The 24,524-nt window shown below is 64.9% G+C and carries 22 protein-coding genes and 1 tRNA gene; 6 read left to right on the forward strand and 17 right to left on the reverse strand.

Annotated features, from left to right (window positions below):
* The first annotated feature begins 107 nt into the window (after positions 1 to 107).
* Positions 108 to 3,086, forward strand: a complete 2,979-nt coding sequence (locus tag M0209_RS10985) for a TonB-dependent receptor domain-containing protein (protein ID WP_258888312.1) — start codon at positions 108 to 110, stop codon at positions 3,084 to 3,086.
* A gap of 37 nt (positions 3,087 to 3,123) precedes the next feature.
* On the opposite strand, the gene M0209_RS10990 is transcribed toward M0209_RS10985, so the two are convergent.
* From M0209_RS10990 to M0209_RS11020, 7 genes are all read right to left on the reverse strand, one after another.
* Positions 3,124 to 4,605 (reverse strand): carotenoid oxygenase family protein, encoded by a 1,482-nt coding sequence (locus tag M0209_RS10990; protein ID WP_258888313.1) that lies wholly within the window; start codon positions 4,603 to 4,605, stop codon positions 3,124 to 3,126.
* A gap of 72 nt (positions 4,606 to 4,677) precedes the next feature.
* The gene (locus M0209_RS10995; RefSeq protein WP_258888314.1) at positions 4,678 to 5,472 is read right to left on the reverse strand and encodes a DUF1295 domain-containing protein; all 795 of its coding nucleotides are present in this window, start codon (positions 5,470 to 5,472) and stop codon (positions 4,678 to 4,680) included.
* Positions 5,469 to 6,755 carry an acetyl-CoA acetyltransferase gene (locus M0209_RS11000; protein WP_258888315.1) on the reverse strand — a complete coding sequence of 429 codons (1,287 nt, stop codon included), beginning with the start codon at positions 6,753 to 6,755 and terminating at the stop codon, positions 5,469 to 5,471. The genes M0209_RS10995 and M0209_RS11000 overlap by 4 nt, the downstream gene beginning before the upstream one ends.
* A 29-nt stretch (positions 6,756 to 6,784) precedes the next feature.
* A complete protein-coding gene (maiA, locus tag M0209_RS11005; RefSeq protein WP_258888316.1) occupies positions 6,785 to 7,399 on the reverse strand; it encodes a maleylacetoacetate isomerase in 615 nt (204 codons plus the stop codon).
* A 39-nt stretch (positions 7,400 to 7,438) separates the two neighbouring features.
* A complete protein-coding gene (gene trxB, locus M0209_RS11010) occupies positions 7,439 to 8,419 on the reverse strand; it encodes a thioredoxin-disulfide reductase (protein ID WP_258888317.1) in 981 nt (326 codons plus the stop codon).
* 73 nt (positions 8,420 to 8,492) lie between these two features.
* Positions 8,493 to 8,567, reverse strand: a tRNA-Val gene (locus M0209_RS11015).
* Between the two features lie 55 nt (positions 8,568 to 8,622).
* Positions 8,623 to 9,000, reverse strand: a complete 378-nt coding sequence (locus M0209_RS11020; protein WP_258888318.1) for a response regulator — start codon at positions 8,998 to 9,000, stop codon at positions 8,623 to 8,625.
* A gap of 113 nt (positions 9,001 to 9,113) precedes the next feature.
* Between M0209_RS11020 and M0209_RS11025 the strand changes: the two genes are divergently transcribed.
* On the forward strand, positions 9,114 to 9,953 hold the full coding sequence (locus tag M0209_RS11025) for an N-formylglutamate amidohydrolase (RefSeq protein ID WP_258888319.1): 840 nt from the start codon (positions 9,114 to 9,116) through the stop codon (positions 9,951 to 9,953).
* Between the two features lie 208 nt (positions 9,954 to 10,161).
* Here M0209_RS11025 and M0209_RS11030 read toward each other — a convergent pair whose 3' ends face one another.
* Complete coding sequence (locus M0209_RS11030) at positions 10,162 to 10,947, reverse strand: SapC family protein (RefSeq protein ID WP_258888320.1); 786 nt, start codon at positions 10,945 to 10,947, stop codon at positions 10,162 to 10,164.
* 70 nt (positions 10,948 to 11,017) lie between these two features.
* Positions 11,018 to 12,433 carry an FAD-binding oxidoreductase gene (locus M0209_RS11035; RefSeq protein ID WP_408988233.1) on the reverse strand — a complete coding sequence of 472 codons (1,416 nt, stop codon included), beginning with the start codon at positions 12,431 to 12,433 and terminating at the stop codon, positions 11,018 to 11,020.
* 56 nt (positions 12,434 to 12,489) lie between these two features.
* Here M0209_RS11035 and M0209_RS11040 point away from each other — a divergent pair, with 56 nt between their 5' ends.
* The 3 genes from M0209_RS11040 to M0209_RS11050 all read left to right on the forward strand — a co-directional run bounded on the left by M0209_RS11040 (position 12,490) and on the right by M0209_RS11050 (position 15,906).
* A complete protein-coding gene (locus M0209_RS11040) occupies positions 12,490 to 12,951 on the forward strand; it encodes a hypothetical protein (RefSeq protein WP_258888322.1) in 462 nt (153 codons plus the stop codon).
* 61 nt (positions 12,952 to 13,012) lie between these two features.
* A complete protein-coding gene (locus M0209_RS11045) occupies positions 13,013 to 14,386 on the forward strand; it encodes a DEAD/DEAH box helicase (RefSeq protein WP_258888323.1) in 1,374 nt (457 codons plus the stop codon).
* 140 nt (positions 14,387 to 14,526) lie between these two features.
* On the forward strand, positions 14,527 to 15,906 hold the full coding sequence (locus M0209_RS11050) for an MATE family efflux transporter (RefSeq protein WP_258888324.1): 1,380 nt from the start codon (positions 14,527 to 14,529) through the stop codon (positions 15,904 to 15,906).
* Here the strand turns inward: M0209_RS11050 and M0209_RS11055 are convergent.
* Together M0209_RS11055 and tgt are read right to left on the reverse strand one after the other, a co-directional pair.
* Positions 15,897 to 17,078, reverse strand: a complete 1,182-nt coding sequence (locus tag M0209_RS11055) for an aspartyl protease family protein (RefSeq protein WP_258888325.1) — start codon at positions 17,076 to 17,078, stop codon at positions 15,897 to 15,899. The genes M0209_RS11050 and M0209_RS11055 overlap by 10 nt on opposite strands.
* 40 nt (positions 17,079 to 17,118) lie before the next feature.
* Positions 17,119 to 18,228, reverse strand: coding sequence for a tRNA guanosine(34) transglycosylase Tgt (gene tgt, locus M0209_RS11060; protein WP_258888326.1), 1,110 nt, complete (start codon positions 18,226 to 18,228; stop codon positions 17,119 to 17,121).
* Positions 18,229 to 18,433: 205 nt separating this feature from the next.
* Between tgt and M0209_RS11065 the strand changes: the two genes are divergently transcribed.
* A complete protein-coding gene (locus M0209_RS11065; RefSeq protein WP_258888327.1) occupies positions 18,434 to 19,336 on the forward strand; it encodes an OmpA family protein in 903 nt (300 codons plus the stop codon).
* Here the strand turns inward: M0209_RS11065 and queA are convergent.
* The 6 genes from queA to M0209_RS11095 all read right to left on the reverse strand — a co-directional run bounded on the left by queA (position 19,311) and on the right by M0209_RS11095 (position 24,516).
* Positions 19,311 to 20,366, reverse strand: coding sequence for a tRNA preQ1(34) S-adenosylmethionine ribosyltransferase-isomerase QueA (gene queA, locus M0209_RS11070; protein ID WP_258888328.1), 1,056 nt, complete (start codon positions 20,364 to 20,366; stop codon positions 19,311 to 19,313). The genes M0209_RS11065 and queA overlap by 26 nt on opposite strands.
* Positions 20,367 to 20,379: 13 nt before the next feature.
* Positions 20,380 to 21,087: a peptidylprolyl isomerase gene (locus tag M0209_RS11075; protein ID WP_258888329.1), complete on the reverse strand. Its 708-nt coding sequence runs from the start codon at positions 21,085 to 21,087 to the stop codon at positions 20,380 to 20,382.
* Between the two features lie 64 nt (positions 21,088 to 21,151).
* Positions 21,152 to 21,649, reverse strand: a complete 498-nt coding sequence (gene coaD / locus M0209_RS11080; protein ID WP_258888330.1) for a pantetheine-phosphate adenylyltransferase — start codon at positions 21,647 to 21,649, stop codon at positions 21,152 to 21,154.
* The gene (locus M0209_RS11085) at positions 21,646 to 22,545 is read right to left on the reverse strand and encodes a polyprenyl synthetase family protein (RefSeq protein ID WP_258888331.1); all 900 of its coding nucleotides are present in this window, start codon (positions 22,543 to 22,545) and stop codon (positions 21,646 to 21,648) included. The genes coaD and M0209_RS11085 overlap by 4 nt, the downstream gene beginning before the upstream one ends.
* Before the next feature lie 9 nt (positions 22,546 to 22,554).
* Entirely contained in the window at positions 22,555 to 22,794 is a 240-nt protein-coding gene (locus M0209_RS11090) for an exodeoxyribonuclease VII small subunit (RefSeq protein WP_258888332.1), read from the reverse strand.
* A gap of 33 nt (positions 22,795 to 22,827) precedes the next feature.
* A complete protein-coding gene (locus tag M0209_RS11095; protein WP_258888333.1) occupies positions 22,828 to 24,516 on the reverse strand; it encodes an AMP-binding protein in 1,689 nt (562 codons plus the stop codon).
* Between the last annotated feature and the right edge of the window lie 8 nt (positions 24,517 to 24,524).

Below are 24,524 nucleotides of genomic sequence, written 5' to 3' on the forward strand. Positions count from 1 at the left end.
ATAATGCCATATGGTTATAGGCTGGCGACAAGTAACTATGGTGCACTGCCACCGATGTGTCATTTACTCGGGGGTGTCCGGCAACGGCCGGTTCGGGGGAAATCGACATGCGACGCGCTGCACTGACCAAAGCCATTCTCGTTTCCGCGACGATGCTCGCCGGGGCTCTGCCATCGCTCGCCGCAGCCGCCGAGGCGGCGGAGGCCGAGATCGTCGTCACCGGCTCGCTGATCAAGCGCAACCCGAACGACAGCGCGCTGCCGCTGACGATCATCTCGAACGAGGAACTGACGCGCGAAGGGATCAACAGCCCCGAACAGCTGGTCTCGCTGCTCAGCACCAACGGGAACGGGCCAGACAACCTCGCGTCGAACGCAGACGTCGTCGGCGGCGCGCAGCGCGGTACCAATGGCCTGTCGTCGGCAAACTTGCGTGGACAGGGCGCGGCGGCGACGCTTGTCCTGCTGAACGGGCGTCGCGTGGCCGCCCATGGGCTGCAAGGGTCGGCGGTCGATGTGAACCAGATCCCGTTTGCTGCTATCGAGCGCATCGAGATCCTGAAAGATGGCGCGTCAGCGATCTATGGCACCGACGCCATCGGCGGCGTGATGAATTTCATCACCAAGAAGAACTTTCAGGGGCTGACGCTCAACGGGTCGACCGACGCCACGACGGGCGGCGGTGGCAACATTTACCGCCTGTCGGCAACCGCAGGCTATGGCGACCTCGCGACGCAGGGGTTCAACATCATGGCGACCGTGGGGCGTACCGTGAACGAAATCCTGCAAGGGTCGCAGCGCAGCTTCGTGAACGGCAACCAGCCCAACCGTGGCTTGTCGATCGACACGCGCGGCACGCCGATTGCGACGATCTTCCCCAACGGCGTCAACGCGCTGTTCGCGCCGCAGGGGTCGCTGCTGACGGGAGCCACCCTTGTTGAGCCGGGCACGACAAATGCGGCAGCAAGCGCCGGCATCAACTTTCTCGATTTGCCGGGCGGTGCAGGCTGTTCTTCGATGGACGGCGGCATGGCCTATGACGAGCAACTCTGGGCCAACCCCAATGCGCGCCTTGCCTGCGCGTGGGACACGGGACGTGCGGTCGTGCTGCAACAACCGATCAACACGCTGACATATTACGGCCGCGCGACGGTGCGCGCGGGCAGTCACGAACTGTTTGCCGAAATCACCGGGTCGAATGCCAAATCGGCAAAGATTTTCTCGAACAACCAATATTCGGGCAACGCGACGACGACGCCGCTATATTATCCTTTGAATGCGACGACGGCAGCCACCTACAATGACGTCTACGACCGTCTTGCAGCCGTATTTCCGACCATAGGCGCGGTCGGCGACCGCATCGTCGACGCGGTCGGCAATTACGGGCGTCCCATCGCCTATCGCTGGCGCTGCATCGCGTGCGGCAACCGCGAGTACAAGACCACGACCGACACGTTCCGCGTGGCCCTCGGTGCCGAAGGGCCGCTGTTCGAGGGCTGGGATTACCGCGCCGGTGGTTCCTATGCGAAGAGCGAGTCCTCCTCGCTGCTCGGCGACGGCTATCATTATCGCGGCATCTTCTCCTCCACGTTGCGCGCGCAGCAATCGGGCATAGCCGGGGCCGTATCGGGCGGTCTCGATACCCGCGCGCCGACCGCACCGGGGGCGACCGCGCCGGGCATCGTCGGCCTGCTTAACAGCGGCATTCTCAACCCGTTTTCGGTGACGCAGACGCCCGCCGCGCTGGCTGCGCTGAATTCGATCTCGGCAAAGGGAACCACGCTCTACGGTGGACGCTACGAAGTGTATCAGGCCGATGCCGCGGTTACAGGCGGGCTGTTCGACCTGCCGGGCGGCGAGGTGAAACTGGCCATCGGGGCCGATTATCGCCGCGAACGCTACAGCTTCAACGGCTCGGCGTCGTTTGCCCTGACACAGCCCGAAATTTTCAACGTAGCCGACGACAACGACCGTGCCCTCGCGCCCGTCTCGCGCGATGTCAAAGCGGTTTACGGGGAATTGCTGATCCCGGTGTTCGAACCGCTCGAGATTACCGTCGCCGGACGCTACGATAACTACACGGGTTTCGGCGGCACCTTCAATCCGAAGATTTCGGGCAAGTTCCAGCCGGTCAACTGGCTGATGTTCCGCGGCTCGTACAATACCGGATTCCGCGTGCCGTCGTTCAACCAGATCTTCAATCCGGTGACCGTGTCGCCCAATCCTGGCAACACTTTGATCGATCCGACGACGTGCAGCCTGGCCGGCCCCAATCCCGCCGTGGCCGGCTGCGCCGCGATCACGCCGGACACTGCCACCGGCGGCAATCTGAACCTCGGTCCGGAAACCTCGAAGCAATTCTCGCTCGGCGTCGTGTTCCAGCCCGCGCGCCGCTTCAGCGCATCGTTCGATTTCTGGTCGATCGATGTCGATAACGTCATCGGAGCGCTGACTATCCAGCAGCTGCTCGCTAATCAGGCGTTGTTTCCCAACCGCATTTTCCGCACCGGCGGGATTATCACTGCGCTCGATCTGCGGAACGACAATATCGGGTCGCGGCGGACGCAGGGGCTCGAAGTCAGCCTGCGTGGCGGCGTCGAGGCATTCGGCGGTGTGCTTAGCGCGGGCCTCGACGGTACGTATATGCTCAAGCGGCGCGAACGCTTCCTCGCCAACACAGCGTTCGGGCCGAGCCTGATCGGGGTGTTCACCTATACCGGCGATCTTGCGCTCAAGTGGAAGCACAATGCCTTCATCACCTGGGCGAACGACACGGCGACGTTCAGCGTCTCGCAAATCTATCGCGACGGCTATACCAACCAGGCGCTGCCCGGCATCGCGGCGGGCACGGTGGTGCGGCCCGACTACAACCCGCGCGTTAAGCCTTATATCATCTACAACCTGTCGGCGGCGGTCCGTATCCAGAAGCAGCTGACGCTCACTTTCGGCGTCAAGAATATATTCAACACCGACCCGCCGTTCGCGATCACCTATGACAGCAATTTCGGTTCGGGATCGTCCTGGGAGCCGCGTGTCGCCGATCCGCGGGGTCGCAGCATCACAATGGCGGCGGAGGTGAAGTTCTAGAGTCGCCTTCGGTTACGCGGGATCGGGGAAGCGCACCCTAATCCCGCGGCAGATGCCCGTCCTGCACAAACCGGCGGTCGGCCCAGGTCGTATGCGTCCCGCTGCAAATCTTGTGCGGCAGGGCGATGCGGACGACCGGTCCCGCCGCAAAGTCCTTGCAGTCGATCAGGATGCATTCGGATGTCTGCCGGTTCTCGTCGATCAGAAAGCTGACGAGATAGCCGTCGTCCTCGTCGACCGCGCCGATGCGCGGCACGAACGGTGCTTCGCTGGCGAATACGCCGTCGGGCAATTTCAGGTCCCATGACTCCCCGGTTGCGAGGTCGTGTTTGACGAACCCGTTAAACAGGAACCAGCCCGGTTTGGTCGTCGTACTATAGGCGTAGCGATAAGGGAGCCCGGCATAACGCTGGTTGAACATCCCGAATTCGAGGATGCGGTCGTCGAGATGACGCTCGGTCGTATTGCCGGTCTTCAGGTCGAAGCGCCAGCGGTGGAGCTTGGGGCGGAAACTGTGCTCGTCGAGGAAAGCCATCATATGGCTCATGCCTTCCGGCGCATCCTCGAGCGGCCGGGGCATCGGGTTTTCCTGGAAATAGCCGTCGAGGACGATCTCGTCGCCCTCTTCATAGGCGTTGAGCCAGTGCAGGACATAGGTCGGGTCGGCCTCGAACCAGCGGATGTCCTCGGTCCGGCCGTAACGCGGGATGACCGCGAAACGCGACTTCAGGTCGCGGTGAAAGCGCGAGGCGTGAATGTTGCGCTTGAGCAATTCCGCGTCCCAGAACAGCGGCAAGTCGTTCAGGATCGAATAGCTTTTGCTGAACGCCATGTCGTGCGGCAGGCGCGGCCCCGGCAAGGGTACTGGCACATAATGCGCGAGCTTGCCGGTCCGGTCCACGACCCCGTAATGCATATAGGGCGCGTGGACGCTGTAGTTGAAGAACATCATTTCCCCGGTCGCTTCATCGACCTTGGGATGCGCCGAGACACCGTCGATCGGTGCCCAGCCAGCGATCCCCTCCTGCTCGAGCGTTTCAGGGTCGAGCAGATAGGCCTCACCACACTGGTAGAACGTCGAGACGATCTTGCCCGCGTGGACGACGACATCGGTGCTCGATGAATCTTTCAGCGCGCCATGCGCCCCGAAGCCCGGGCGCAACGATGTCCCCGCAGGGTCCATCAGGCCGCCCCACAGCGACTGGCCCGCTTCCTGTTCCGCTGCAAAGCCGCGCGTCCGCACGAAGCGGTTACGGTAATCGGCCTTGCCATTCCGGAAACTGATCGCATGCACCATCCCGTCGCCGTCGAACGGGTGATAATTGCCCAGCGGCTGGTGCACCTGGTTTTCGGTGTTGCGGATATAGATGCCGTCGATGTCGTCGGGGATACGCCCCTCGATCACATCTAGGTCGATGGCCGTCGCCTCGCTCAGCAACGGCGTCCACGGCCCGGTCAGATAGGGATGATTGGTCGGCCTGAGCGACGATACTACGGGTTCGAGCAGTTCCACATCCACAACGCATCTCCCAAACACGGGCATCCTAGAAGGACGGGCAGCAACGCGCATCCGGATTCTTGACCGCGTGCCTCATCCCTTTGCGGGCGGCCAGGGGAAGAAAGCCGAGGTGCGCCGGACATAGGCCGCATAGTCCGGTTTCCGCTTTTTCATGCTGCCCTCGACGGTGGGCGCGCCCGACCATTTCATCAATGTCCAGGTCAGGAACAGCGGCCCGATGATCGCCCAGCGCCCCGTCGCCGTCTCGGCCGCGACAAGATACATGCCCCACCACGCGCAAGCATCGCCGAAATGATTGGGATGCCGCGTGTAGCGCCACAGGCCACCGTCCATCACTTGCCCCGCATTCGCCGGGTCGCGCTTGAAACGGACCAGCTGGTAATCGGCGAGCGCCTCGAAGACGATCCCGAATACAGCTAGGGCCGCACCGCCATAGCCGAGCAGCCCCAAAGGCGGGGCCGCATCAAGCTGGCCGAGCTGGACCGGCAGGCACACCAGAAACAGCAGCGGCGCTTGCGTCGCAAAGACCAGCAGCAGCGAAGCCGTGCCGAACCCCCATCCGCGATTGCGCTGCGCCTTCTCGAGAAGCGCGACATAGCGCCGGTCGGTCCCGTGATGCCGCCATCGCCACAGCAAATACCCGCCGAGCCGGACGCCCCATAGCGCGCACAGCACGAGCAGCAGTAGCTTTCGTTCGGCATTGCCGTCGGCCATCACAAACGTGCCGCCCGCCACGACGACCATGCCGAACGCCCAGAAACTGTCCACCGGCGTTACATCGCGCAGGCCGAGGCAGATCAGCCAAAGCAGGACGAAAGCCGCGACCAGGACAGCCGCGTTGGCCAGCAGAAGTTGTGCGATGCTCATGCTGCGATCTTCTCCACGATGAAGCTGACGGTCGTCGTCGTCGATCCGCCGATGTTGAGCGTTTGCAAACGTCGCGCCCCTTCGACCTGATAATCGCCCGCCGTGCCTGTTACCTGCTTGTAGCCGTCGAGCAGCATGCGCACGCCGGTTGCGCCGACCGGATGCCCCATGCCGATCAGCCCCCCCGATGGATTGACCGGATTGGCCCCGCCGATCCCGATCGAACCGCTCTCGACCGCTTTCCAGGCCTCGCCGGGTGTCGTGATCCCGAGATGGTCGATCGCCATATATTCGGTCATCGCAAAGCAGTCGTGCACCTCGAACACGTCGATTTGCGTCACGTCCGCCACTCCCGCACGCGCGCGCGCCTCGGCGGCGGCGCGGTGGACCTGCGGAAAGACATAGGGTTCGTTCGAGCTCGCCCGGATTTTCGAGGCATAGGAAATCGGGGCCGAGCGATGACCCCAGCCGGTGATCTGCGGGATCGTCTCGAACGGAATCCCGCGCTGACGCGCATAACTGGCGGCCCGTTTCGCCGAAGCCAGAAACACCACGGCGGCACCGTCGCTCACTTGCCCGCAATCCATCTTGCGCGTGCGTCCCTCGATAATCGGGTTATGTTCGTCAGATGGTGTGAAAGCCTCGGGCACGAATTGGTAACTGCGCGTCTGGGCGTTGGGATTGAGCTTGGCGTTGGCGAAATTGTTGCGCGAGATTGCCATCAAATGGTCGTAGGACAAGCCGTAGCGACGGTCGTATTCGTCGGCCAAGTCGGAGAAGGCGCGCGGCCAGACATAGGTCGCATCGAGGTATTCGTGCCCTGCCCAGGCCGCTGCACCCAGATGCTGCGCCGCGACCGCGCCGGACACATTCCGCATCAGCTCGATACCGACGACACAGGCAAGATCGTACCGCCCTGCCTCGATGTCGGCCATCGCCGCCAGCACGGCAACGCTGCCCGAAGCACAAGCGGCTTCGTGCCGCGAGGTCGGCAGGCCGTCGAACGCCGGGTCCACCAGCCCGAAAAAGCCGCCGAGCATCCCCTGCCCCGCGAATAATTCACCGGCGAAATTGCCGACGTGCCCGACGTCGATGTCCGACGCGTCAAGCCCGACCGCGTCCAGACCGTTGCGGACGACCTCGGCAAATGCATCGGCCAGTTCCATGCCCTGGCGGTTCCAGTTGCTGGCATAATCGCTCTGCCATCCGCCCAGAACATGGACCATGCCACTCTCCCCCAGCGATGCGTTCGGCGCATCGACCTTGACGACGGGTTCGACCAATTACGGCGGGTTGGCAAGCCGCCGATATGTCAGGCGACAGGCGGTGCCGCGTCCTTGAAGGCCGCCAGCGCCGCTGCCCGGTCCGCCATCGCGGTCACTTTCGGGAACGGCGTCAGATCGGTCTTGAAACGCCGCGCATTGTACATTTGCGGCACAAGGCACGCATCGACGATATTCGGCACCTCGCCGCCGGCGAATTCGGTATCGGGCAGCAGCTTTTCGAGCGTCGTGAAACCCGCCCCGATCCAGTGGCGGTACCAGCTATCCACGGCTTCCTGCGGCTGCCCCAGCTCGTTCTGAAGATACTTCAGAATGCGCAGGTTGTTGATCGGGTGGATGTCCGCCGCGATGGTCAACGCTATTTCCATCGCCCGCGCACGCGCCAGCGGTGCCGGGGGGATCATTCGCGGTTCGGGCGCGACGGTGTCGAGGTAGTCGATTATGGCGAGGCTCTGTCCCAGCACAATCCCGTCCGCTTCGAGCGCGGGCACGAAGCCGGCGGGATTGAGTTTCAGATACGCCGGCGCCCGCTGTTCCCCGTCGCGCAGCGCATAATTGCGCCTCTCATATGCCAATCCCTTGAGATTGAGCACGATGCGAACGCGAAAGCACGCCGAGGAAAGGGGGAAATCGTGGAGGATCATGCGTGGTCCATTCCTTCTCGCCGACAGTCGCCTCGCTGCCTATTTGGCGGTTTCCGCCATTTCGACGGCCTCGGCGATGCCGTCGAGGTAGCGTTCGGCGTCGAGCGCGGCCTGGCAGCCCGTCGCCGCGCTCGTCACGGCCTGTCGGTAGATATGGTCCTGCACGTCGCCCGCCGCGAACACACCGGGGATGCTGGTCTGGGTTGCATTGCCGTGGCGACCGCCGTGGGTGACGATATAGCCGCCTTCCATCTCGAGCTGTCCGTCGAACAGCGACGTATTAGGCTTATGGCCGATCGCGACGAACACGCCGTGGAGGTCGATGTCCTCGGTCGCGCCGCTGTCCACGCTCTTCACGCGCATACCCGTCACGCCGCGCTCGTCGCCAAGCACTTCGTCGAGCGTCGCGTTCCAGCGAATCTCGACCTTCCCTGCCGCCGCCTTGTCGAACAATTTGTCGTGGAGGATTTTCTCGCCGCGGAACTTGTCGCGGCGATGGACGACCGTCACCTTCGACGCGATATTCGACAGATAAAGCGCTTCCTCGACCGCCGTGTTGCCACCGCCGATCACCGCCACAGGCTTGTCCTTGTAGAAAAACCCGTCGCAGGTCGCGCAGGCCGACACCCCCTTGCCCATGAACGCGGCTTCGCTCGGCAGCCCGAGATATTGCGCCGACGCCCCCGTCGCAATGATGAGCGCGTCGCAGGTGTAGGTTCCGCCGTCGCCCTCGAGCCGGAACGGGCGCTCGTTCAGGTGCGCGGTATGGATATGGTCCCAGATGAACTCGGTACCGAAGCGCGCGGCGTGCCGCTCGAACCGCTGCATCAGTTCGGGGCCCTGCACGCCGTCGGCATCGGCCGGCCAGTTGTCGACATCGGTCGTCGTTGTCAGCTGCCCGCCATGCTCCATGCCGGTCACCAGTACCGGTTTCAGGTTCGCCCGCGCCGCATAGACGGCGGCGGTATAGCCGGCGGGACCGGAACCGAGGATCAGGAGACGGTTATGACGGTCGGGCATGGCACTCTTCGCAATTAAGTCCGACGAGCAGCGGAACGCCGGACCGGCTTCTCTTGATACTCGAAGAGTAAACTGGTGGGCGTGGCAAGGATTGAACTTGCGACCCCTGCGATGTCAACACAGTGCTCTACCACTGAGCTACACGCCCACTCGTACGGGGTAAGGCGGCGTCCCTAGCGACGCGACGCGCACGTTGCAAGCCGTCAAAGGCGGCCCGCGCTTGCCTCTTCGAACATGCGGTCTACCTCGAGCACAAGGTCGCGGAGGTGGAACGGTTTCGACAGCACTTTCGCTTGCGGCAGGGCTTCGCCTGCACGCAGTGTGACCGCCGAAAAACCGGTGATGAACATCACGCGTGTGCCGGGCGCTGTCACCGACACCTTTTGCGCCAGCTCGATGCCGTCCATGCCGGGCATGACAATATCGGTCAGCAGCAGGTCGAACTGTTCGCCGGCCTGCACGAGATCGAAGGCATCGTTGCCGCATTCGACCGGGACCACGGCGTAACCCGAGCGTTCGAGCGCCCGCGTCAGATGCATCCGCATCGCGCCATCGTCTTCGGCAAGCAAAATGCGGATCATGACCGGTCCCGAACAGCGCAACGATGCCCAAGCGGCACCGCGCATCTTCTGTATGCCGACAGCGGTTAAGAAATTCCAGTGCACCGGCCCGATCGTGCCCCTATGCCCCGGGGATGATCCGTCCGTTCGACAGCTTCAACGATTCGGCCCCGGGGCCGGTTGTGGTCACCGTGACGCATGCGGGGCGCGACTATCCCGAATGGGTGCACGACCGGCTCGCCGTGACGGTGGCGCGCGCCCTGCCCCTCGAGGACCGGCTGGCCGATCTGCTGGTCGAAACGGCGGTCGCCATCGGGCATCGCACATTGATTGCCCGGATGCCGCGCCTGCTCATCGACCTCAACCGGGCCGAAACCGATTTTGAGGCACGCGCGGTTTCGGGGGCGCGCGACCCCGTCGCCCGCCCCTCGCACCGCGCCCGGGGCGGGCTGGGCCTTGTTCCCGAGCGGCTCGGCAACGTGCGGCTATGGCGCACCCCGTTGCGCGCTGCCGAACTGGCCGAGCGTATCGTCGCGGTTCATCGCCCGTGGCATAGCGCCGTCGATTCGGCGCTGGCGCAGGCACGGGCGGCAGGCGACCGTGCCGTTCTGGTCGATGTGCATTCGATGCCGTCGCTGGCAGCTTTAGGTGCGGCGCAGGTCGTGATCGGCGACCGGCACGGCGCAAGTGCGTCGCCCGAAGTCACCGAACGCGCAGCGAGTATTTTCCGGGACGCCGGGCTGCGCGTCGCGGTCAACGCGCCTTATGCCGGGGCCTATATGCTTGAGCGGCACGGACGACCGGCGCGCGGTGTCTCGGCGATCCAGATCGAGATCGACCGGCGACTTTACCTAGATCCGGTACTGGACGGGCCCGGCACGGGGCTCGCTGCGATGCAGGGGTTGATCGCGGCGCTTGCCGACCGGCTCGAATCGCCCGGCGACAATGCGATCTGGCCGCTCGCTGCCGAGTAGCCGGCTGAATGACAGGAGCCGGATAAAGCACCACCGCGTGTTTTCACACGCGGTGGCCAGGTTCAGGGAGGAGGTGCATCCGGAGATGCACCAGCCGCGCGCGAAAGGGGGAACGCGCAAGCGGCTACGCGATAGATAGTGCAATGCAACCAAAGCTACAAGGGCAGTACTGCCCCGGTAACGATGAAATTATGTCGCGCGCTTCGTGCTATGCAGCGGCGTCGGGCGCGGTCGGGATAACCGTCTTGCCCTGCATCACCTGACGCCCGAAAATCTCGCGCATCGTCTGCAGCGAGAACAGGTGCGCGTGGATCAACGGCAGCAGACCCGACTGCATCATCTTGCGGAGCACATCGCCGCGCAGATCGCGCAGCTTGGTCTCGTCGACCATCTGGAAGCCACGATAGATGAACGGCTGCGACTCGCCATCGGGCTGGATCGAGACTTCGCCGTCCATCAGCAGGCCGTGTTCGGCAAGCTCGGCCATGAACTGGCCGGTTTTCATGCCCGATTCCTCGAATTCTTGGCAGAAACCGAGGATACGCGTCACCACGTCGGTCGGCTTGTCGCCGTCGAACAGCGGCTCGCCCTCGTCGAACGCGCCCAGCGCCTCGGTCGTCGGGTCAAAGCACAGCGACAGTTCCTCGGCTTCGGGCCGCAGTTTCGCCAGAAGGAACGGATAACGGCGCAGATAAGCGGGCAGATAAACCGCCTCGGTAACCTTGCCGTCGTCATCGATGAAGGTGTTTACACCTTCGTTAAGCCCCATCAGCGCCAGCGGCACGGGGTTGTCGCCGACCGAGAACACGATCGGATAGTGACGCTGCGCCATCGCGAACTCATCGACGGTGACTGGAATGGCGTGATCGCCCTTTGCAAAGGCGATGTGGTCGAGCGCGCGCATTTTCCAGTCGGCATGATCGACCGACGACAGCGGCATGAGGTCCTTGTAAAGCAGCGGCAGGCCGGCGTTCTGAGGGGCCGTGCTGGCCATAATGTCTCTCCGAAGAATGTCAGGGTGAAGTTGCGCGCGTCCCTATGGCCAGAGCGTCGCCGGTGCAAGGTCAGAGCAACTTCCCCGGATTCATGATGCCGAGCGGGTCGAGCGCGTGCTTGATCGCGCGCAGCGTTGCCATCCGCACTGGATCGGACAGGCGGGCGAGTTCGTCGCGCTTCATCTGGCCGATGCCGTGTTCCGCCGAGATCGATCCGCCTGCCGCATCGACCAGATCGTGGACCATGCCGCTCGCCGCATAGCCGACGTCGCGCCGCCAGCTATCGGCGTCCGATGCAGCGGGAGCGCGGACGTGGAAATGGACGTTGCCATCGCCAAGGTGCCCGAAGGCGCTGGCGACCGTACCGGGGAACGCCGCCTCGACCGTCGCCGCCGCCTCGACCATGAAACGCGGCATCGCATCGACGGGCACCGAAATGTCGTGCTGCATTGCCGGGCCTGCGGCGCGCTCAGCCTCCGAGATCGAATCGCGCAGCCGCCAGAACGCCTCGGCCTGCGCCTCGCTCGCGGCAATCGTCGCGTCGCGGATCAGCCCCGCTTCGAAAGCGTCGGCCACCAACGGTTCGAGTTCGGCCACCGCCTCGCGGTCCGCGACCAGCTCGACGAGCACGTGCCAGGGATGTTCGCCGCCGAGAGGGCTGCGCGTCCCCGGCACATGCGCCAGCACCAGCCCCAGCGTATCGGCAGGCACGATCTCGAACCCCTCGACCCCTCGCGTCTGCCGCTCGAACCGGCGCAGGAGTTGCAGCGCTACCTCGGGCGTCTCCACCCCGATCCACGCCACTGCGCGGTCGCCGATAGCGGGAACCAGCTTCAATGTCGCCGCCGTGACCACACCCAACGTCCCTTCCGCGCCGATCAACAGCTGATTGAGGTCGTAGCCGCGGTTGTCCTTCTTGAGCACCTCCAGCCCGCGCCAGATACCCCCATCGGGCATCACTGCCTCTACCCCCGCGACCAGCGACCGCATCGTGCCGAAGCGAAGCACCTGCGTGCCTCCGGCATTGGTCGAGACCAGCCCGCCGACCGTCGCCGACCCCCGCGCGCCGAGCGTAAGCGGAAAGCGCATGCCCTGCGCCGCGACCGTTTCGTGCAAGGTCTGGAGTACCACCCCGGCCTCGACCACCGCAAAACCCGCGACAGCGTCGATCTCGCGGATCGCGTTCATCCGCCGCAGCGACAGCAGCAGGGCAGAGCCATCCGCAGGCGGGGTCGCCCCGCCGACCATACCTGTATTACCGCCTTGCGGCACCAGTGGCACACGGTGTCTGGCGGCCAGCGCGACCAGAAACGCGACCTCTTCGAGGCTCGCGGGCGACAGTACCGCCGCCGCCGCGCCATGATAGCGCCCGCGCCAGTCGGTCAGCCAAGGCGCGATATCCTGTGGCGCGGTTGCCACACTCTTCGCACCAAATCGTTCGGTGGCAGCCGCAATCACGGCCTCGACAGCTGTAGTTCGCACGATTAATCGCCTGTTCAAGCCCGTCCCGCCAACGCCCGGAGCACAATGGAATCCGCTGCGTGACCCCGATTGCCTATGGCCTGCTCGTGGCGGCGACAAGTGTCGCGCCCGCACCCGCGCCCGCCGCCGAGGCGGCCGCACCGCCCCCGACGACACAGGTTCAGGTCACCCAGATGCTGATTCAGCAGCGCATTATCATCCGCGTCCCCGCAATGTCGCCGCCCCCGCCGCCGCCCCGCCCGATCAAGTGGAAAGAGGTAAAAGGGCCGAAATGCGTGCCTGTCAGCCAGTTGGCGGGCGCGTCGATCGGCCAGAACGACACGGTCGACCTGTTCCTGCGCGGCGGCACCCGGCTGCGCGCCAAGCTCGACGACGATTGCCCCGCACTCGATTATTATTCGGGATTTTACCTCGCACCGACGCCGGACGGACAGGTCTGCCAGCGGCGTGACATGCTCCACACCCGTGCCGGTCAGCAGTGCCGCGTCGAGCGCTTCCGGATGCTGGTGCCCGAACGCTAGGCGCTTTTTCGTTGCCGCGCTTCCCCTTGACTCATGCGCCCTCGCGCCACAGGCGGGCGGCATGAGCTTTGCCGACCTCGGTCTCTCCGACGAACTCCTCCGCGCTATCGACGAATCCGGCTATACCGAGCCGACCGCCATCCAGGCGCAGGCTATCCCGCCGGTGCTGATGATGCGCGATCTGATCGGCATCGCCCAGACCGGCACCGGCAAAACCGCAGCGTTCGTCCTGCCGATGATCGACATCCTCGGCAACGGGCGCAGCCGGGCGCGCATGCCGCGCAGCCTGATCCTCGAACCGACGCGCGAACTCGCCGCGCAGGTTGCCGAGAATTTCGAGAAATACGGCAAATACCACAAACTCAGCATGGCGTTGCTGATTGGCGGCGTGCAGATGGGCGATCAGGTCAAGGCGCTGGAAAAAGGCGTCGACGTGCTGATTGCGACGCCGGGCCGCCTGATGGACCTGTTCGGGCGCGGCAAGATCATGCTCAACGATTGCAATTTGCTCGTGATCGACGAGGCCGATCGGATGCTCGACATGGGATTCATTCCCGATATCGAGGACATCTGCACGAAACTGCCTGCCAACCGTCAAACCTTGCTGTTTTCGGCCACCATGCCGGGACCGATCAAGAAGCTCGCGGACAAATTCCTGAGCAACCCCAAGCAGATCGAGGTCGCGCGGCCTGCCAGTACCAACCTCAATATCGAGGCGCGGCTGGTCGAATGCACGTCGCGGACCAAGAAGGACACGCTCATCGGGCTCCTCCGCGCCGAAGACGTTAGCAGCGCCATCGTCTTCTCCAACCGCAAGACGACGGTGCGCGATTTGGCGAAAGACCTGTCGCGCGCCGGGTTCAAGTCGGGCCAGATTCAGGGTGACATGGACCAGAGCGAACGCATCCGCGAGCTCGACCGGTTCAAATCGGGCGATATCGTCGTTCTCGTCGCGTCGGACGTCGCGGCACGCGGCCTCGATGTGAAGGGCGTCAGTCATGTCTTCAACTATGACGTTCCCTGGCATCCGGACGACTATGTCCACCGCATCGGCCGCACCGGCCGCGCCGGCGCAAAAGGCAAGGCGTTTACGCTGGCCACCTCCGACGACGCCGAAGCGGTCGCCAATATCGAAAAGCTGACCGGCACCAAGATCGAGCGCGTCGGCACCGGTGCGAAAGCCACGCCGCGCGTAGATGCCGCGCCTGCCGAACCCGCGACGGCAAACGATCGGCCCAAACGCGAACCTCGCGCCAAGGCCGACCCGAAACCGGTCCCCGCCCCGCGCACAAAGACCGAACCCGCCCTGCGCCCCGAGCGCACCCCCCGCCCGGCCCCCGCCCCGCGCGGGGCGCAGCGGACCCATCATGATGACGAACCGGATGACGGCTGGAACGGCCCGCTGCCGGGATTCCTGGGTGTGAAGCTGGGGTAGCGAGTTTCCCTCTCCCCCAAGCCGAGAGGGCAACACGCGCCGCTCTGGCGCGGCAGGGTGAGGGAAAGCACCGATTCGAAACGCCCGATTCCCCTACCACCCCTGTTCCCTCACCCCCCGACCCGCTACCAGCCACGTCCATGCCCTCCGTCCCAACTCCCTGGCGCGCCGAAGCACGGGCGTTGATGGCGCTGGCGATGCCGCTGATCCTCGGCAATCTGGCGCAGTCGATGATTTATGCGACCGACCTCGTCCTGCTCGGGCGGCTGGGCGCGGATGCGCTCGCAGCGGGGTCGCTGGCGGTCAATATCTATGGGCCGTTCATGTTTCTGGGCACCGGGCTGCTGTCCGCGCTCGCGCCGATGATCGCGACTGAGCGGGGCCGGATGAAGCATTCGGTGCGCGACGTTCGCCGGTCGGTACGGCAGGGGTTCTGGGTCGCCGCCGCGCTGACTTTGCCGTGCTGGGCGGCGCTGTGGCACGGCGAGGCGATCTTGCTGATGCTGGGGCAGGACGCGGCGCTGGCCAAGCAGGCCGGTCTGTTCCTGCAGATCGTGATGTGGAGCCTACCCGCCTATTTCGTGCACCTCGCGCTGCGCTTCTACATTTCGGCGATGGAGCGCGCGTTCGCGGTATTCGCAGTGCTGTTCGCGACTGTTGCGGTCAATGCACTGGCGAGTTGGGCGCTGATCTGGGGGCATTTCGGGCTGCCCGCCATGGGCTTTGCGGGTGCGCCAATGGGAAGCGTGATCTCGACATATTTCCTGTGTTTCGGGCTGGTCGCGGTGGTGCTCACCGACCGGCAGTTCCGCCGTTACCGCCTGTTCGGGCGCTGGTGGCGCGCGGACTGGCAACGCTTTGCCGCGATCTGGAAGCTGGGTCTGCCGATCGCGATCATGATCCTGCTCGAAATCGGCGTGTTCACCGCCGCAGTGTTTGTCATGGGCCTGATCGACCGGGTTTCGCTCGCCGCGCACGCCGTCGCGATCCAGATCGCCGCGTTCGCATTCATGGTACCGATGGGCGTGGCGCAGGCGGCGACGGTTCGCGTGGGGCTGGGGCTGGGCGCAGGCGACAAGGGACTCATCGCACGCGCTGGCTGGCTTGCCTTTGCCATCGGGGTGGGGGCGATGTGCCTCACCGCGACGTGCCTGTTGCTGTTTCCACGCCAGCTTGTCGGCATTTTCCTCGACCTGAACGATCCGGCCAACGCCGCGATTATCGCCACCGCCATCTCATTCCTTGCGGTGGCCGCGCTGTTCCAGATCGTCGACGGCGCACAGGTCGTCGGCGCGGGTGTGCTACGCGGGTTGCACGATACGCGCTGGCCGCTGGTCTATGCGGTGATCGGCTATTGGGTGGTCGGCGTCGCCATTGGCCTGACGCTTGCCTTTCCCATGGGGTTACGCGGCCTCGGCATCTGGCTCGGCCTCGCCAGCGGGCTGGCGGTCGTCGCGGTGCTCGTGCTGTGGCGCTGGATGCGGCGCGAGGCGCTGGGGCTGACGGTTGCTCAGAGATAATCCGCGAGCGTCAGTTTTGCCTCACGAGCCTTGCCGTCACGGCGCAGCGATAGCGCGATCTCGCGTCCGGCGTCGCCGTTGATCAGTTTGATCGCATCGGACAGGACAGCCGGAACGGCCACCACATCGTCGACCGCAATCCCCGCCGTTTCGGCTGGGCTGCCCTTGCCGACCGCCTCGACCAAGATATCCTTGCCACGCAGCCCGAGCCACAGACCGCTGCGGCCATAAGGATCAGCGGTCGGTTTCAACGTATTGCGCGCCAGCCAGACTTTGCCCGGTCCGACCTCGGTCGCCATGTCGAACAGTGAGATCAACGGCAGGCCGATCAGCCCGTCGAAGTCGAACAGCGACGTTTCCGCCGGGTCCATCAGAGTGACGAACGGTCGCTTCAGCGCCAGCGGTCCCCAATTCAGCCGCTCCGCACGCACGATCCGTCCAAGCCTCTTGGCACGCCCACCGAAGCCCGAAACCCCGCTCGGCGCATAGGGGCGGCCCTCGAACAAACCGCTGCGCGCCGCCGCGCGGGGGAACAGGAACAGCGCGCCCGGCGCACCGGTGTCGATGCCCATACGATAGGGTCGGCCATCGATCTGGATGGTGGCGTACATGCGCTGGCTGCCGCCCCGGTCGCCGAGCAGAGTGATCGACGAATCTGCAAGCCGTACGCCCTTGGGGTCGCCCTCGCGCCCCTTCGGCCAGATGCGCCACGTCCCGTTGGCGAAATCGAGGTCGGTATCGAGCGCGGTGAACAGTCCCGATGCAAACATCCCTGCGGCGTCATCGGGAAAGCCGCGCGCCATGTCATAGGTGTTGAACAGCACGCGGTTCTGTCGGAACGCGCCGCCGATGGCGATCTCGCGCGCCTGCACCACGCCAGTGTTCGCGCTGCGACCGCCGACACCGCCGACGCTGCCGGTGCCCTGAACGAGCAGTTTCAGCTTCTTCGCGATTTCAGGACGCAGGAAATTGCTCGCCGCGCCCGTGTCGACAATGAACAGCAATGGTTCGCTGCCGTCGACCGACGCGCTGACCCAAAGCCGCCGGTCCTCGATCACGAACTTCGCCTCGACGGGAGTCGCTGCACCCCGGACACCGGCCGGGATCAAACCAAAGGCCGAAAGCCCCATCACCACCGCGCGCCGCGACGGGCGCATCTTTGAGTCATCCATGCGCTTTGGCTAAGCCGCAAGCGTCACACGCGCAAGCCGGTCAATTGGCGTAACGCGTCCGGAATGCGTTCGCCCATTCGTCCAGCTGCCCCGCTGCAATCGCCCCGCGCAGGCCCGCCGTCACCTGTTGATAGAACCACAGATTATGTTCGGTCATCAGCATCGCGCCCAACATTTCGCCCGAGCGGACGAGGTGATGGAGATAGGATTTGCTCCACGCGGCGACGGGCGATTCCGGGTCGAGCGGTGTCGTGTCCTCCGCAAACTTCGCGTTGCGGATGTTGATCGGCCCATTCCAGGTGAACGCCTGTCCGTTACGTCCCGACCGCGTCGGCAACACGCAGTCGAACATGTCGATCCCGCGCTCGACGGCCCCCACGATGTCGTCGGGCTTGCCGACGCCCATCAGGTAACGCGGCTTGTCGGCGGGCAGCATCGGCACCGCAAAGTCGAGCACGCGGAACATCTCCGCCTGTCCCTCGCCGACGGCGAGTCCGCCGACCGCATAGCCGGGAAAGTCGATGTCGATCAGCGCGCGCGTCGATACTTCGCGCAAATCTTCGAACATCGATCCCTGCTGGATACCGAACACCACGCCGGGACCGCGATAGCTCTCCTTCGACCGCGCGGCCCAGCGCATCGACCGCTCCATCGACGCCTGCGCCACCTCGTGCGTTGCAGGAAACGGCGTGCACTCGTCGAACGCCATGACGATGTCGCTGCCGATTGCAGCCTGGATTTCCATCGAGCGTTCAGGGGACAGCATGTGCCGCGACCCGTCGAGGTGCGATTTGAACGCCACGCCCTCCTCGCTCTTGGTCGTCAGGTCGCCGAGCGACATGACTTGATAGCCGCCGCTGTCGGTCAGGATCGGGCGGTTCCACCCCATCCACGCGTGCAGCCCCCCCAGTCGGGCAAGCCGCTCGGCCCCCGGGCGCAGCATCAGGTGATAGGTATTGCCGAGGATGATGTCGGCACCGCTCGCCCGCACATCGGCGGGCTTCATGCCCTTGACCGTCCCCGCCGTACCGACCGGCATGAATGCGGGCGTCCGGATGTCGCCGCGCGGGGTTGTGATGACGCCGGTGCGGGCGCGACCGTCGGTGGCGGTGCAGGTGAAGGCGAAACGGTCGGACGCGGCAGAAGGCATCGCGCGGCTATGCCGAGTTGAACGGCTCGGGGGAAGCGTCGAGCCGACCCATCGGTTGCAATGGTTTGCAGTAACTCTGTTCGGCTCGCCGCAGAAACCGCTCGAAACGCCCGCAACGAGTGCGTCGCAGCACGTCCGTTAATGTGAGTGAAAGGTTTCGGACAACACCGCACGCGAAGGGGGGCAGAATCGTAGGAGCGACACCATGCACTTCCTGTCACGCAAACCAGCACTCATCCTCCTGATCGGCACATTTGTCTTGCCGATCTCGGCCGTCCTGTCGGCGCAAGAACAAGCACCGCCGCGCGACAACATTACCGTCACCGGCATGCCACCCGCACCCACTGCCGTCCCCGACATGATCGCTGCCCCAGCCGGTCCCGATATCAAAGGCATTATTTCGGCGCGCAGCGGCAACCGCATTCAGGTGACGGCGGCCGATGGCACCGGCACGATCATCGCCGTCACCGATGCCACAAAGATTCGCGGTCGCAGCGGCCTGTTCGGCGGCAGCACTGCCAAGCTCACGGCCAACGACCTGCTCAACGGCCTGCCAGTGACCGTCAAGACGCTGCAATCCGCTGCCGGACCGGAAGCCGGCCTGATCGCGCGCCAGATCGATTTCCGGGGCAGCGATCTCAAGACCGCCGCAATGATCCGCAGCGGAACCAACCAGCGGTTCGACGAGCAGACCGCCGCCACGGCGGCCCTGCGCGGTCGCATGGGCGACATCGACAATTACAACGTCAAGAGCACGACCAACGTCAACTTCGACACTGGAAAGGCGGCGCTGTCGGAGCAGGCCAAGGCGAACCTGTGCGCGGCTGCGGGCGAGGCCGGGCGTACCAGTAACGCGCTGTTGCTGGTCGTGGGCTACACCGATTCGACCGGTAGCCAGGAGTTCAATCAGACCCTGAGCGAAAAGCGCGCGGCAAGCGTCATGAACTATCTGCAACAGGCCTGCCGCTGGAAGCCCTACCGGATGCTCACGCCCACCGGCATGGCCGAATCCGACCCGCTGGCGGACAATCAGACGCCCGAAGGCAAGGCGCAGAACCGGCGCGTGTCGGTCAACGTGCTCGTCAGCAAGGCGGTCGACGGGATGTAAGCGGTGGGGGGAGCAGCAAGCTAGCGTCGCCATAGCTGTAAAAGCGGTAGCCGTTCGCGATCGCATGGGCATAGGCCGCCTGCATGCACTCGCGGCCCATCATTGCGCTGACCAGCATGAACAGCGTCGATTTGGGCAAATGGAAATTGGTGAGCAGGCCGCTCACGGCCTTGAACCGGTAGCCCGGCGTAATGAAGATCGCGGTATCGCCCTCGAACGGGGCGATGGTGCCATCTTCGCGCGCCGCGCTTTCGAGCAGGCGAAGCGATGTCGTGCCTGCTGCGATGATGCGCCCGCCGTTCGCGCGGACGGCGTTCAGGCGTGTAGCGGTCGCAGCGTCGATTCGGCCCCATTCGGCGTGCATGACATGATCGTCGGTGTCGTCGGCCTTGACCGGCAAGAATGTGCCCGCGCCGACGTGGAGCGTCAGCGTCTCGCGTGCTACGCCCGCCGCATCGAGCGCCGCGATCAGATCGGGCGTGAAATGCAGCGATGCCGTGGGGGCGGCGACCGCACCGTCTTTGTCGGCGAACATCGTCTGATAGTCGGCGGCATCGTGCGCATCGATGCCGCGCTTGCTGGCGATATAGGGGGGCAGCGGCATCGTGCCCGCGCGCGCCAGCAATACCTCGACCGGCTCGTCGCCCTCGAACCGCAGCAGCGCACTGCCGTCGTCGGCGCGTTCGCTCGCAACAGCGGCGACCTCCGACCCGAAATCGATCCGGTCGCCGTCGCGCACACGCCGCGCGTTTTTCAGGAAGGCCCGCCAGCCGCGCAGCCCCTCGCGCTTGTGCAAGGTTGCGCCGATGGCCGCCTGGCCGCGTCGCCCGGTCAGCTGCGCCGGGATGACGCGGGTGTCGTTGAAGACGAGGCAATCGCTCGGAAGTAGCAGCGACGGCAGGTCGCGCACGCTCCGGTCGTGCATCCCGATCTCGTCGACAACCAGCATCCGCGCGGCATCGCGCGGCGCCGCCGGACGCAACGCGATCCGGTCCTCGGGCAGGTCGAAATCGAACAGGTCGACGCGCATTGCGTCGCAGCTCCTAGAAGAGTCCGAGCACCTTCTTGCGCTTCGTCGCAGGCGCCGGTGCCGCAGCGGGTGGGGCCGGAGGTGCTTCCACGACCGGTTGCGGCGCCGATGGGTTCAGCGCCACCTTCGGCGCGTTCGGTCCATCGGCCTCGATCCAGGCATGAACGATTTTCGACGGGTTGGCGGGCGGCTCGCCACGCTCGACGGAATCGGCGAAGTTCATGCCGCTGACGACCCGCCCGATGGCGGTGTAGTTATTGTCGAGGCGCAGCGTCGGCATGAAAACGATGAAGAACTGGCTGTTGGCGCTGTTCGGCTCGGTCGCACGCGCCATCGACACGGTACCGCGCACATGCGGCATATCGTTGAACTCGGCCTTCAGGTCGGGCAGCGGCGACCCGCCCTGCCCGGTGCCCTGCGGATCGCCGGTCTGCGCCATAAACCCTTCGATCACGCGGTGGAACAACAGCCCGTCATAGAATCCGGCGCGGGTCAGCGTCTTGATGCGCTGGATATGATTGGGGGCTTTGTCGGGCCGCAGCTGGACGACGACCTCGCCGCCGGTCGATAGTTGAAGATGCCACAGATTGTCGGGTGTCGGCACGGGATCGGGCACGACCGCCGCCATCGGGGCCGGACCGGTCACGGGCTTCGGCTTTTTCTTGGCAAGTGCGGGACTGGCAATGGCGAGGATCGCCATGAACGCGGTGAGGAACTTCATTGAAACCAGGTCTCCAATCGATAACGCGCGGCCTTAGCGCCCCGAAATGAGCCGCGCCTGAACGTCAATGGCCCTTGCGGCCCAGCTTTTCTACCCGTGCCGTAACTTCGGCAGCGACAGCTGACGACACGAACTTGTCGATGTTGCCGCCGTAGAGTGCGATTTCCTTGACGAGCCGGCTCGCGATCGGCTGCAGCGCGACGTCGGCCATCAGGAAAACGGTCTCGATCCGATCGTTGAGCGCGCGGTTCATGCCGGTCAACTGGTACTCGTACTCGAAATCGGTGACGCCGCGCACGCCGCGCAGGACGATGGTCGCGCCCTGCGCCTCGGCGAAATCGATCAGCAGCGAATCGAAGCCGACCACGCTGACGCCGTCGATCCCCGCGCATTCACGCGTCAGCGTCGCAATGCGCTCCTCCGCAGTGAACATCGGCGATTTCGCCATGTTGGTGGTGACGCCGATGACGAGCCGGTCGACGAGCCTGGCCCCGCGCGAGATGACGTCCATATGGCCGCGCGTCACGGGATCGAAAGTGCCGGGATAGACGCCCACCCTCACCGGTCGCGCTCCACCGCATAGCGCGCGATGGCGCGCAGCAAATCTGCTTCCGCGCCGAAGCTGGCGAGATGCCCGATGGCCTGGTCGACGAGCATCTGCGCCTGAGCGCGAGCGCGCTCGACGCCGAGCAGCGACAGGAATGTCGCCTTGCCTTTGCCCTCGTCCTTGCGGAGCGCCTTGCCTGCCGCTTCCTCGTCGCCCTCATGGTCGAGCAAGTCGTCCGCGATCTGGAAAGCGAGTCCGATGTCGCGGGCATAGCCGCGCAGCGACGCCCGTCCCTCGGGCGGCAAGCGACCGAGGATGGCCCCGGCCTCGACCGAAAAGGCGATCAGTGCGCCCGTCTTGAGCGCCTGGCAACGTGTAACAGCCGCTAGGTCGAAATCGGAGGTTTCGGCGGCGATATCCATCATCTGGCCGCCCGCCATGCCCGCGGGACCCGAGGCGCGCGCCAGCCCCTCGATCAGTTCCAGCCGCACGAACGGGTCGGCGTGGGTGGCACCATCCACGATGAGTTCGAACGCGATCTCATGCAGCGAGTCGCCCGCAAGCACCGCAATCGCTTCGTCGAACGCCTTATGCACCGTCGGCTTGCCGCGCCGCATGTCGTCGTCGTCCATGCACGGTAAATCGTCGTGGATCAGCGAATAGACATGGATCGCCTCGATCGCGCAGCCGACGCGCACGGCGGCGGCGCGGTCGACATTGAACAACTGGCTGGCCGCGACAGTCAGCAGCGGCCGCATCCGCTTGCCGCCGCCGATCGCGGCGTGGCGCATCGCCAGATAGAGCGGCGCGCGCGCATCATCGGGGACGGCGAGGACATGATCGAACAGCTGATCGACCTCGCGCGCGACCTCGATCAGCGCGTTCGCCAGGATCGGAGTCAATGCCCCCATCGCCTGTCCCTAGCCGGCATCGAACGGCACGGTCCCGGTCGGGCTGCCATCCGCGCCGAGCACGATCTTGTCGATCTTTTCCTGTGCCGATTTCAGCCGCGCCTCGCACTGGGCGCGTAGCTTTGCCCCCTCCTCGTAAAGCGTGATCGAGTCATCGAGGCTTTCCTCGCCGCTTTCGAGGCGCTGGACGATCGTCTCAAGACGCTTCAGCGCGTCTTCGAACGACAGGGTGGACAGGTCATCGGCCATGGCGTGCGCTTGTGGCGAGCGGCGGCGCGGGGGTCAAGCGGCCGCCTTCACCCGTTCTTCCGCAACGAGTTCCTTACGGCTGAGCTTGCCGACGAGCGTCTTGGGCAGGTCCGCGCGGACCTCGACGGCGGCCACGCGCTCGTGCTTGCCGAGCTGCGGGTTCAGCCAGTTCTTCAGCGCGTCGCCCTCGACTTCGTACCCGTCGTTCAAGGTCACGAAAGCCTTGGGCATTTCGCCGTGATAGTTGTCGGGGATGCCGATCACGATGGCCTCTTTGACCGCCTCGTGCCGGTACAGCACTTCCTCGATCTGACTGGGGAACACCTTGAACCCGCCGACCGCGATCATGTCCTTCAGCCGGTCGACGATGCGGATGTAACCTTCGCTATCGATGGTCGCGACATCTCCTGTGCGGAGGGCGCGCCCCGCCCGCGTCATGACAAAGTCGCCTTCGCGTTCGCCCTGCCCCCAATAGCCCGCCATCACTTGCGGCCCCAGCACCACCAGCTCGCCCGGCTCGGCGTCGGGCGCAGGCCGGGTCGGGTCGTCGCGGTCGACCAGCAGCACGCGCGTCCCTGGGACCGGCTGGCCGATCGTGCCCCCCTTGTTCACGCCCTCATAGGGATTGGTCGCCACCACCCCGGCGGATTCGGTCAGGCCATAACCCTCCACGACCTTGGAACCCGTCACCGCCTCGAATTTGGCCTTGAGCGTTTCGGCGAGCGGGGCCGCGCCGGAAATGCAAACGCGCAGCGAACTAAAATCGGTTCTCGCGCAATCGGGATGATCGAGCAAAGCCTGATACATCGTCGGCACGCCGGGAAGCGCCGTCGCCTTCACCCGCTGGATCGTCCGTAGCGCATCCTTCGCGCCGAAACGCGGCAGCATCGCGATCATGCCACCGCTCAACACGGTGCGATTGAGCACGCAGGTATTGGCGAAGACGTGGAAAAACGGCAGCACGCCCAAGATACGGTCGGGCAAATCGGGATGCGGGTCGAGCGCGTGAACCTGGCGCGCGTTCGCCGTCATGTTGGCATGCGTCAGCATGGCCCCTTTGGGCGTGCCCGTCGTGCCACCGGTGTATTGAATGAGCGCAATGTCTTCGGGCGCAACCGCGACCGGCGTGACCGCTCCCTGCCCGGCAACGATATCCGCCATGCGCACGATTCTGGAGTCGCCGGTCGGGATTGGCGAGACTTCAGCGGCACGGAAGCGACGGAATAGCCACCGCTTCACAAGGGGCAACCAGCCAGACAGATTGCCGACTACCAGCCTGTCGATGGCGCCCTCGTCGAGCAAGGCCCGTGCCGTATCGAACATCGCGGGCACATCGGTCGTCACCACGATCCGCGCCCCGCTGTCTGCGGTCTGGTGCGCCAGTTCGGTGCGCGAATAGAGCGGCGACATGTTGACGACGACCGCCCCGGCTTTCAGCGCGCCATAATAGGCGATGAGATAATCGGGGACGTTAGGCAGATAGAGACCGACCCGGTCGCCCTTCGCCACGCCCCAGCCGATCAGGGTCGCCGCAAAGCGGTCCGCCATCGCCCCGATTCGCGCATAGCTCAGCCGCGCACCCAGAAAATCGGTCAGGATCGCTGCTCCATGCGCCGCGACGCTGGCGTCGAACATCTGTGGCAGGGTCAGCGGCGGATAAGTCACATCCCACGCACCGGGATGGACGTAATGCGTGCGCCAGACGGTTTCGGGATCGCTCATTGACAACA

The organism is Sphingomonas sp. SUN039, assembly GCF_024758725.1.
Lineage (GTDB): Bacteria > Pseudomonadota > Alphaproteobacteria > Sphingomonadales > Sphingomonadaceae > Sphingomonas_O.

What these genes read in the sequence shown, in the direction of transcription:
- M0209_RS10985 (WP_258888312.1), top strand. Translation starts at nt 108, where the DNA reads ATGCGACGCGCTGCACTGACCAAAGCCATTCTCGTTTCCGCGACGATG.
- M0209_RS10995 (WP_258888314.1), bottom strand. Translation starts at nt 5,472, where the DNA reads ATGAGCATCGCACAACTTCTGCTGGCCAACGCGGCTGTCCTGGTCGCG.
- maiA (WP_258888316.1), bottom strand. Translation starts at nt 7,399, where the DNA reads ATGATCCTCCACGATTTCCCCCTTTCCTCGGCGTGCTTTCGCGTTCGC.
- trxB (WP_258888317.1), bottom strand. Translation starts at nt 8,419, where the DNA reads ATGCCCGACCGTCATAACCGTCTCCTGATCCTCGGTTCCGGTCCCGCC.
- M0209_RS11020 (WP_258888318.1), bottom strand. Translation starts at nt 9,000, where the DNA reads ATGATCCGCATTTTGCTTGCCGAAGACGATGGCGCGATGCGGATGCAT.
- M0209_RS11025 (WP_258888319.1), top strand. Translation starts at nt 9,114, where the DNA reads ATGATCCGTCCGTTCGACAGCTTCAACGATTCGGCCCCGGGGCCGGTT.
- M0209_RS11030 (WP_258888320.1), bottom strand. Translation starts at nt 10,947, where the DNA reads ATGGCCAGCACGGCCCCTCAGAACGCCGGCCTGCCGCTGCTTTACAAG.
- M0209_RS11045 (WP_258888323.1), top strand. Translation starts at nt 13,013, where the DNA reads ATGAGCTTTGCCGACCTCGGTCTCTCCGACGAACTCCTCCGCGCTATC.
- M0209_RS11050 (WP_258888324.1), top strand. Translation starts at nt 14,527, where the DNA reads ATGCCCTCCGTCCCAACTCCCTGGCGCGCCGAAGCACGGGCGTTGATG.
- M0209_RS11055 (WP_258888325.1), bottom strand. Translation starts at nt 17,078, where the DNA reads ATGGATGACTCAAAGATGCGCCCGTCGCGGCGCGCGGTGGTGATGGGG.
- tgt (WP_258888326.1), bottom strand. Translation starts at nt 18,228, where the DNA reads ATGCCTTCTGCCGCGTCCGACCGTTTCGCCTTCACCTGCACCGCCACC.
- M0209_RS11065 (WP_258888327.1), top strand. Translation starts at nt 18,434, where the DNA reads ATGCACTTCCTGTCACGCAAACCAGCACTCATCCTCCTGATCGGCACA.
- queA (WP_258888328.1), bottom strand. Translation starts at nt 20,366, where the DNA reads ATGCGCGTCGACCTGTTCGATTTCGACCTGCCCGAGGACCGGATCGCG.
- M0209_RS11075 (WP_258888329.1), bottom strand. Translation starts at nt 21,087, where the DNA reads ATGAAGTTCCTCACCGCGTTCATGGCGATCCTCGCCATTGCCAGTCCC.
- M0209_RS11085 (WP_258888331.1), bottom strand. Translation starts at nt 22,545, where the DNA reads ATGGGGGCATTGACTCCGATCCTGGCGAACGCGCTGATCGAGGTCGCG.
- M0209_RS11090 (WP_258888332.1), bottom strand. Translation starts at nt 22,794, where the DNA reads ATGGCCGATGACCTGTCCACCCTGTCGTTCGAAGACGCGCTGAAGCGT.
- M0209_RS11095 (WP_258888333.1), bottom strand. Translation starts at nt 24,516, where the DNA reads ATGAGCGATCCCGAAACCGTCTGGCGCACGCATTACGTCCATCCCGGT.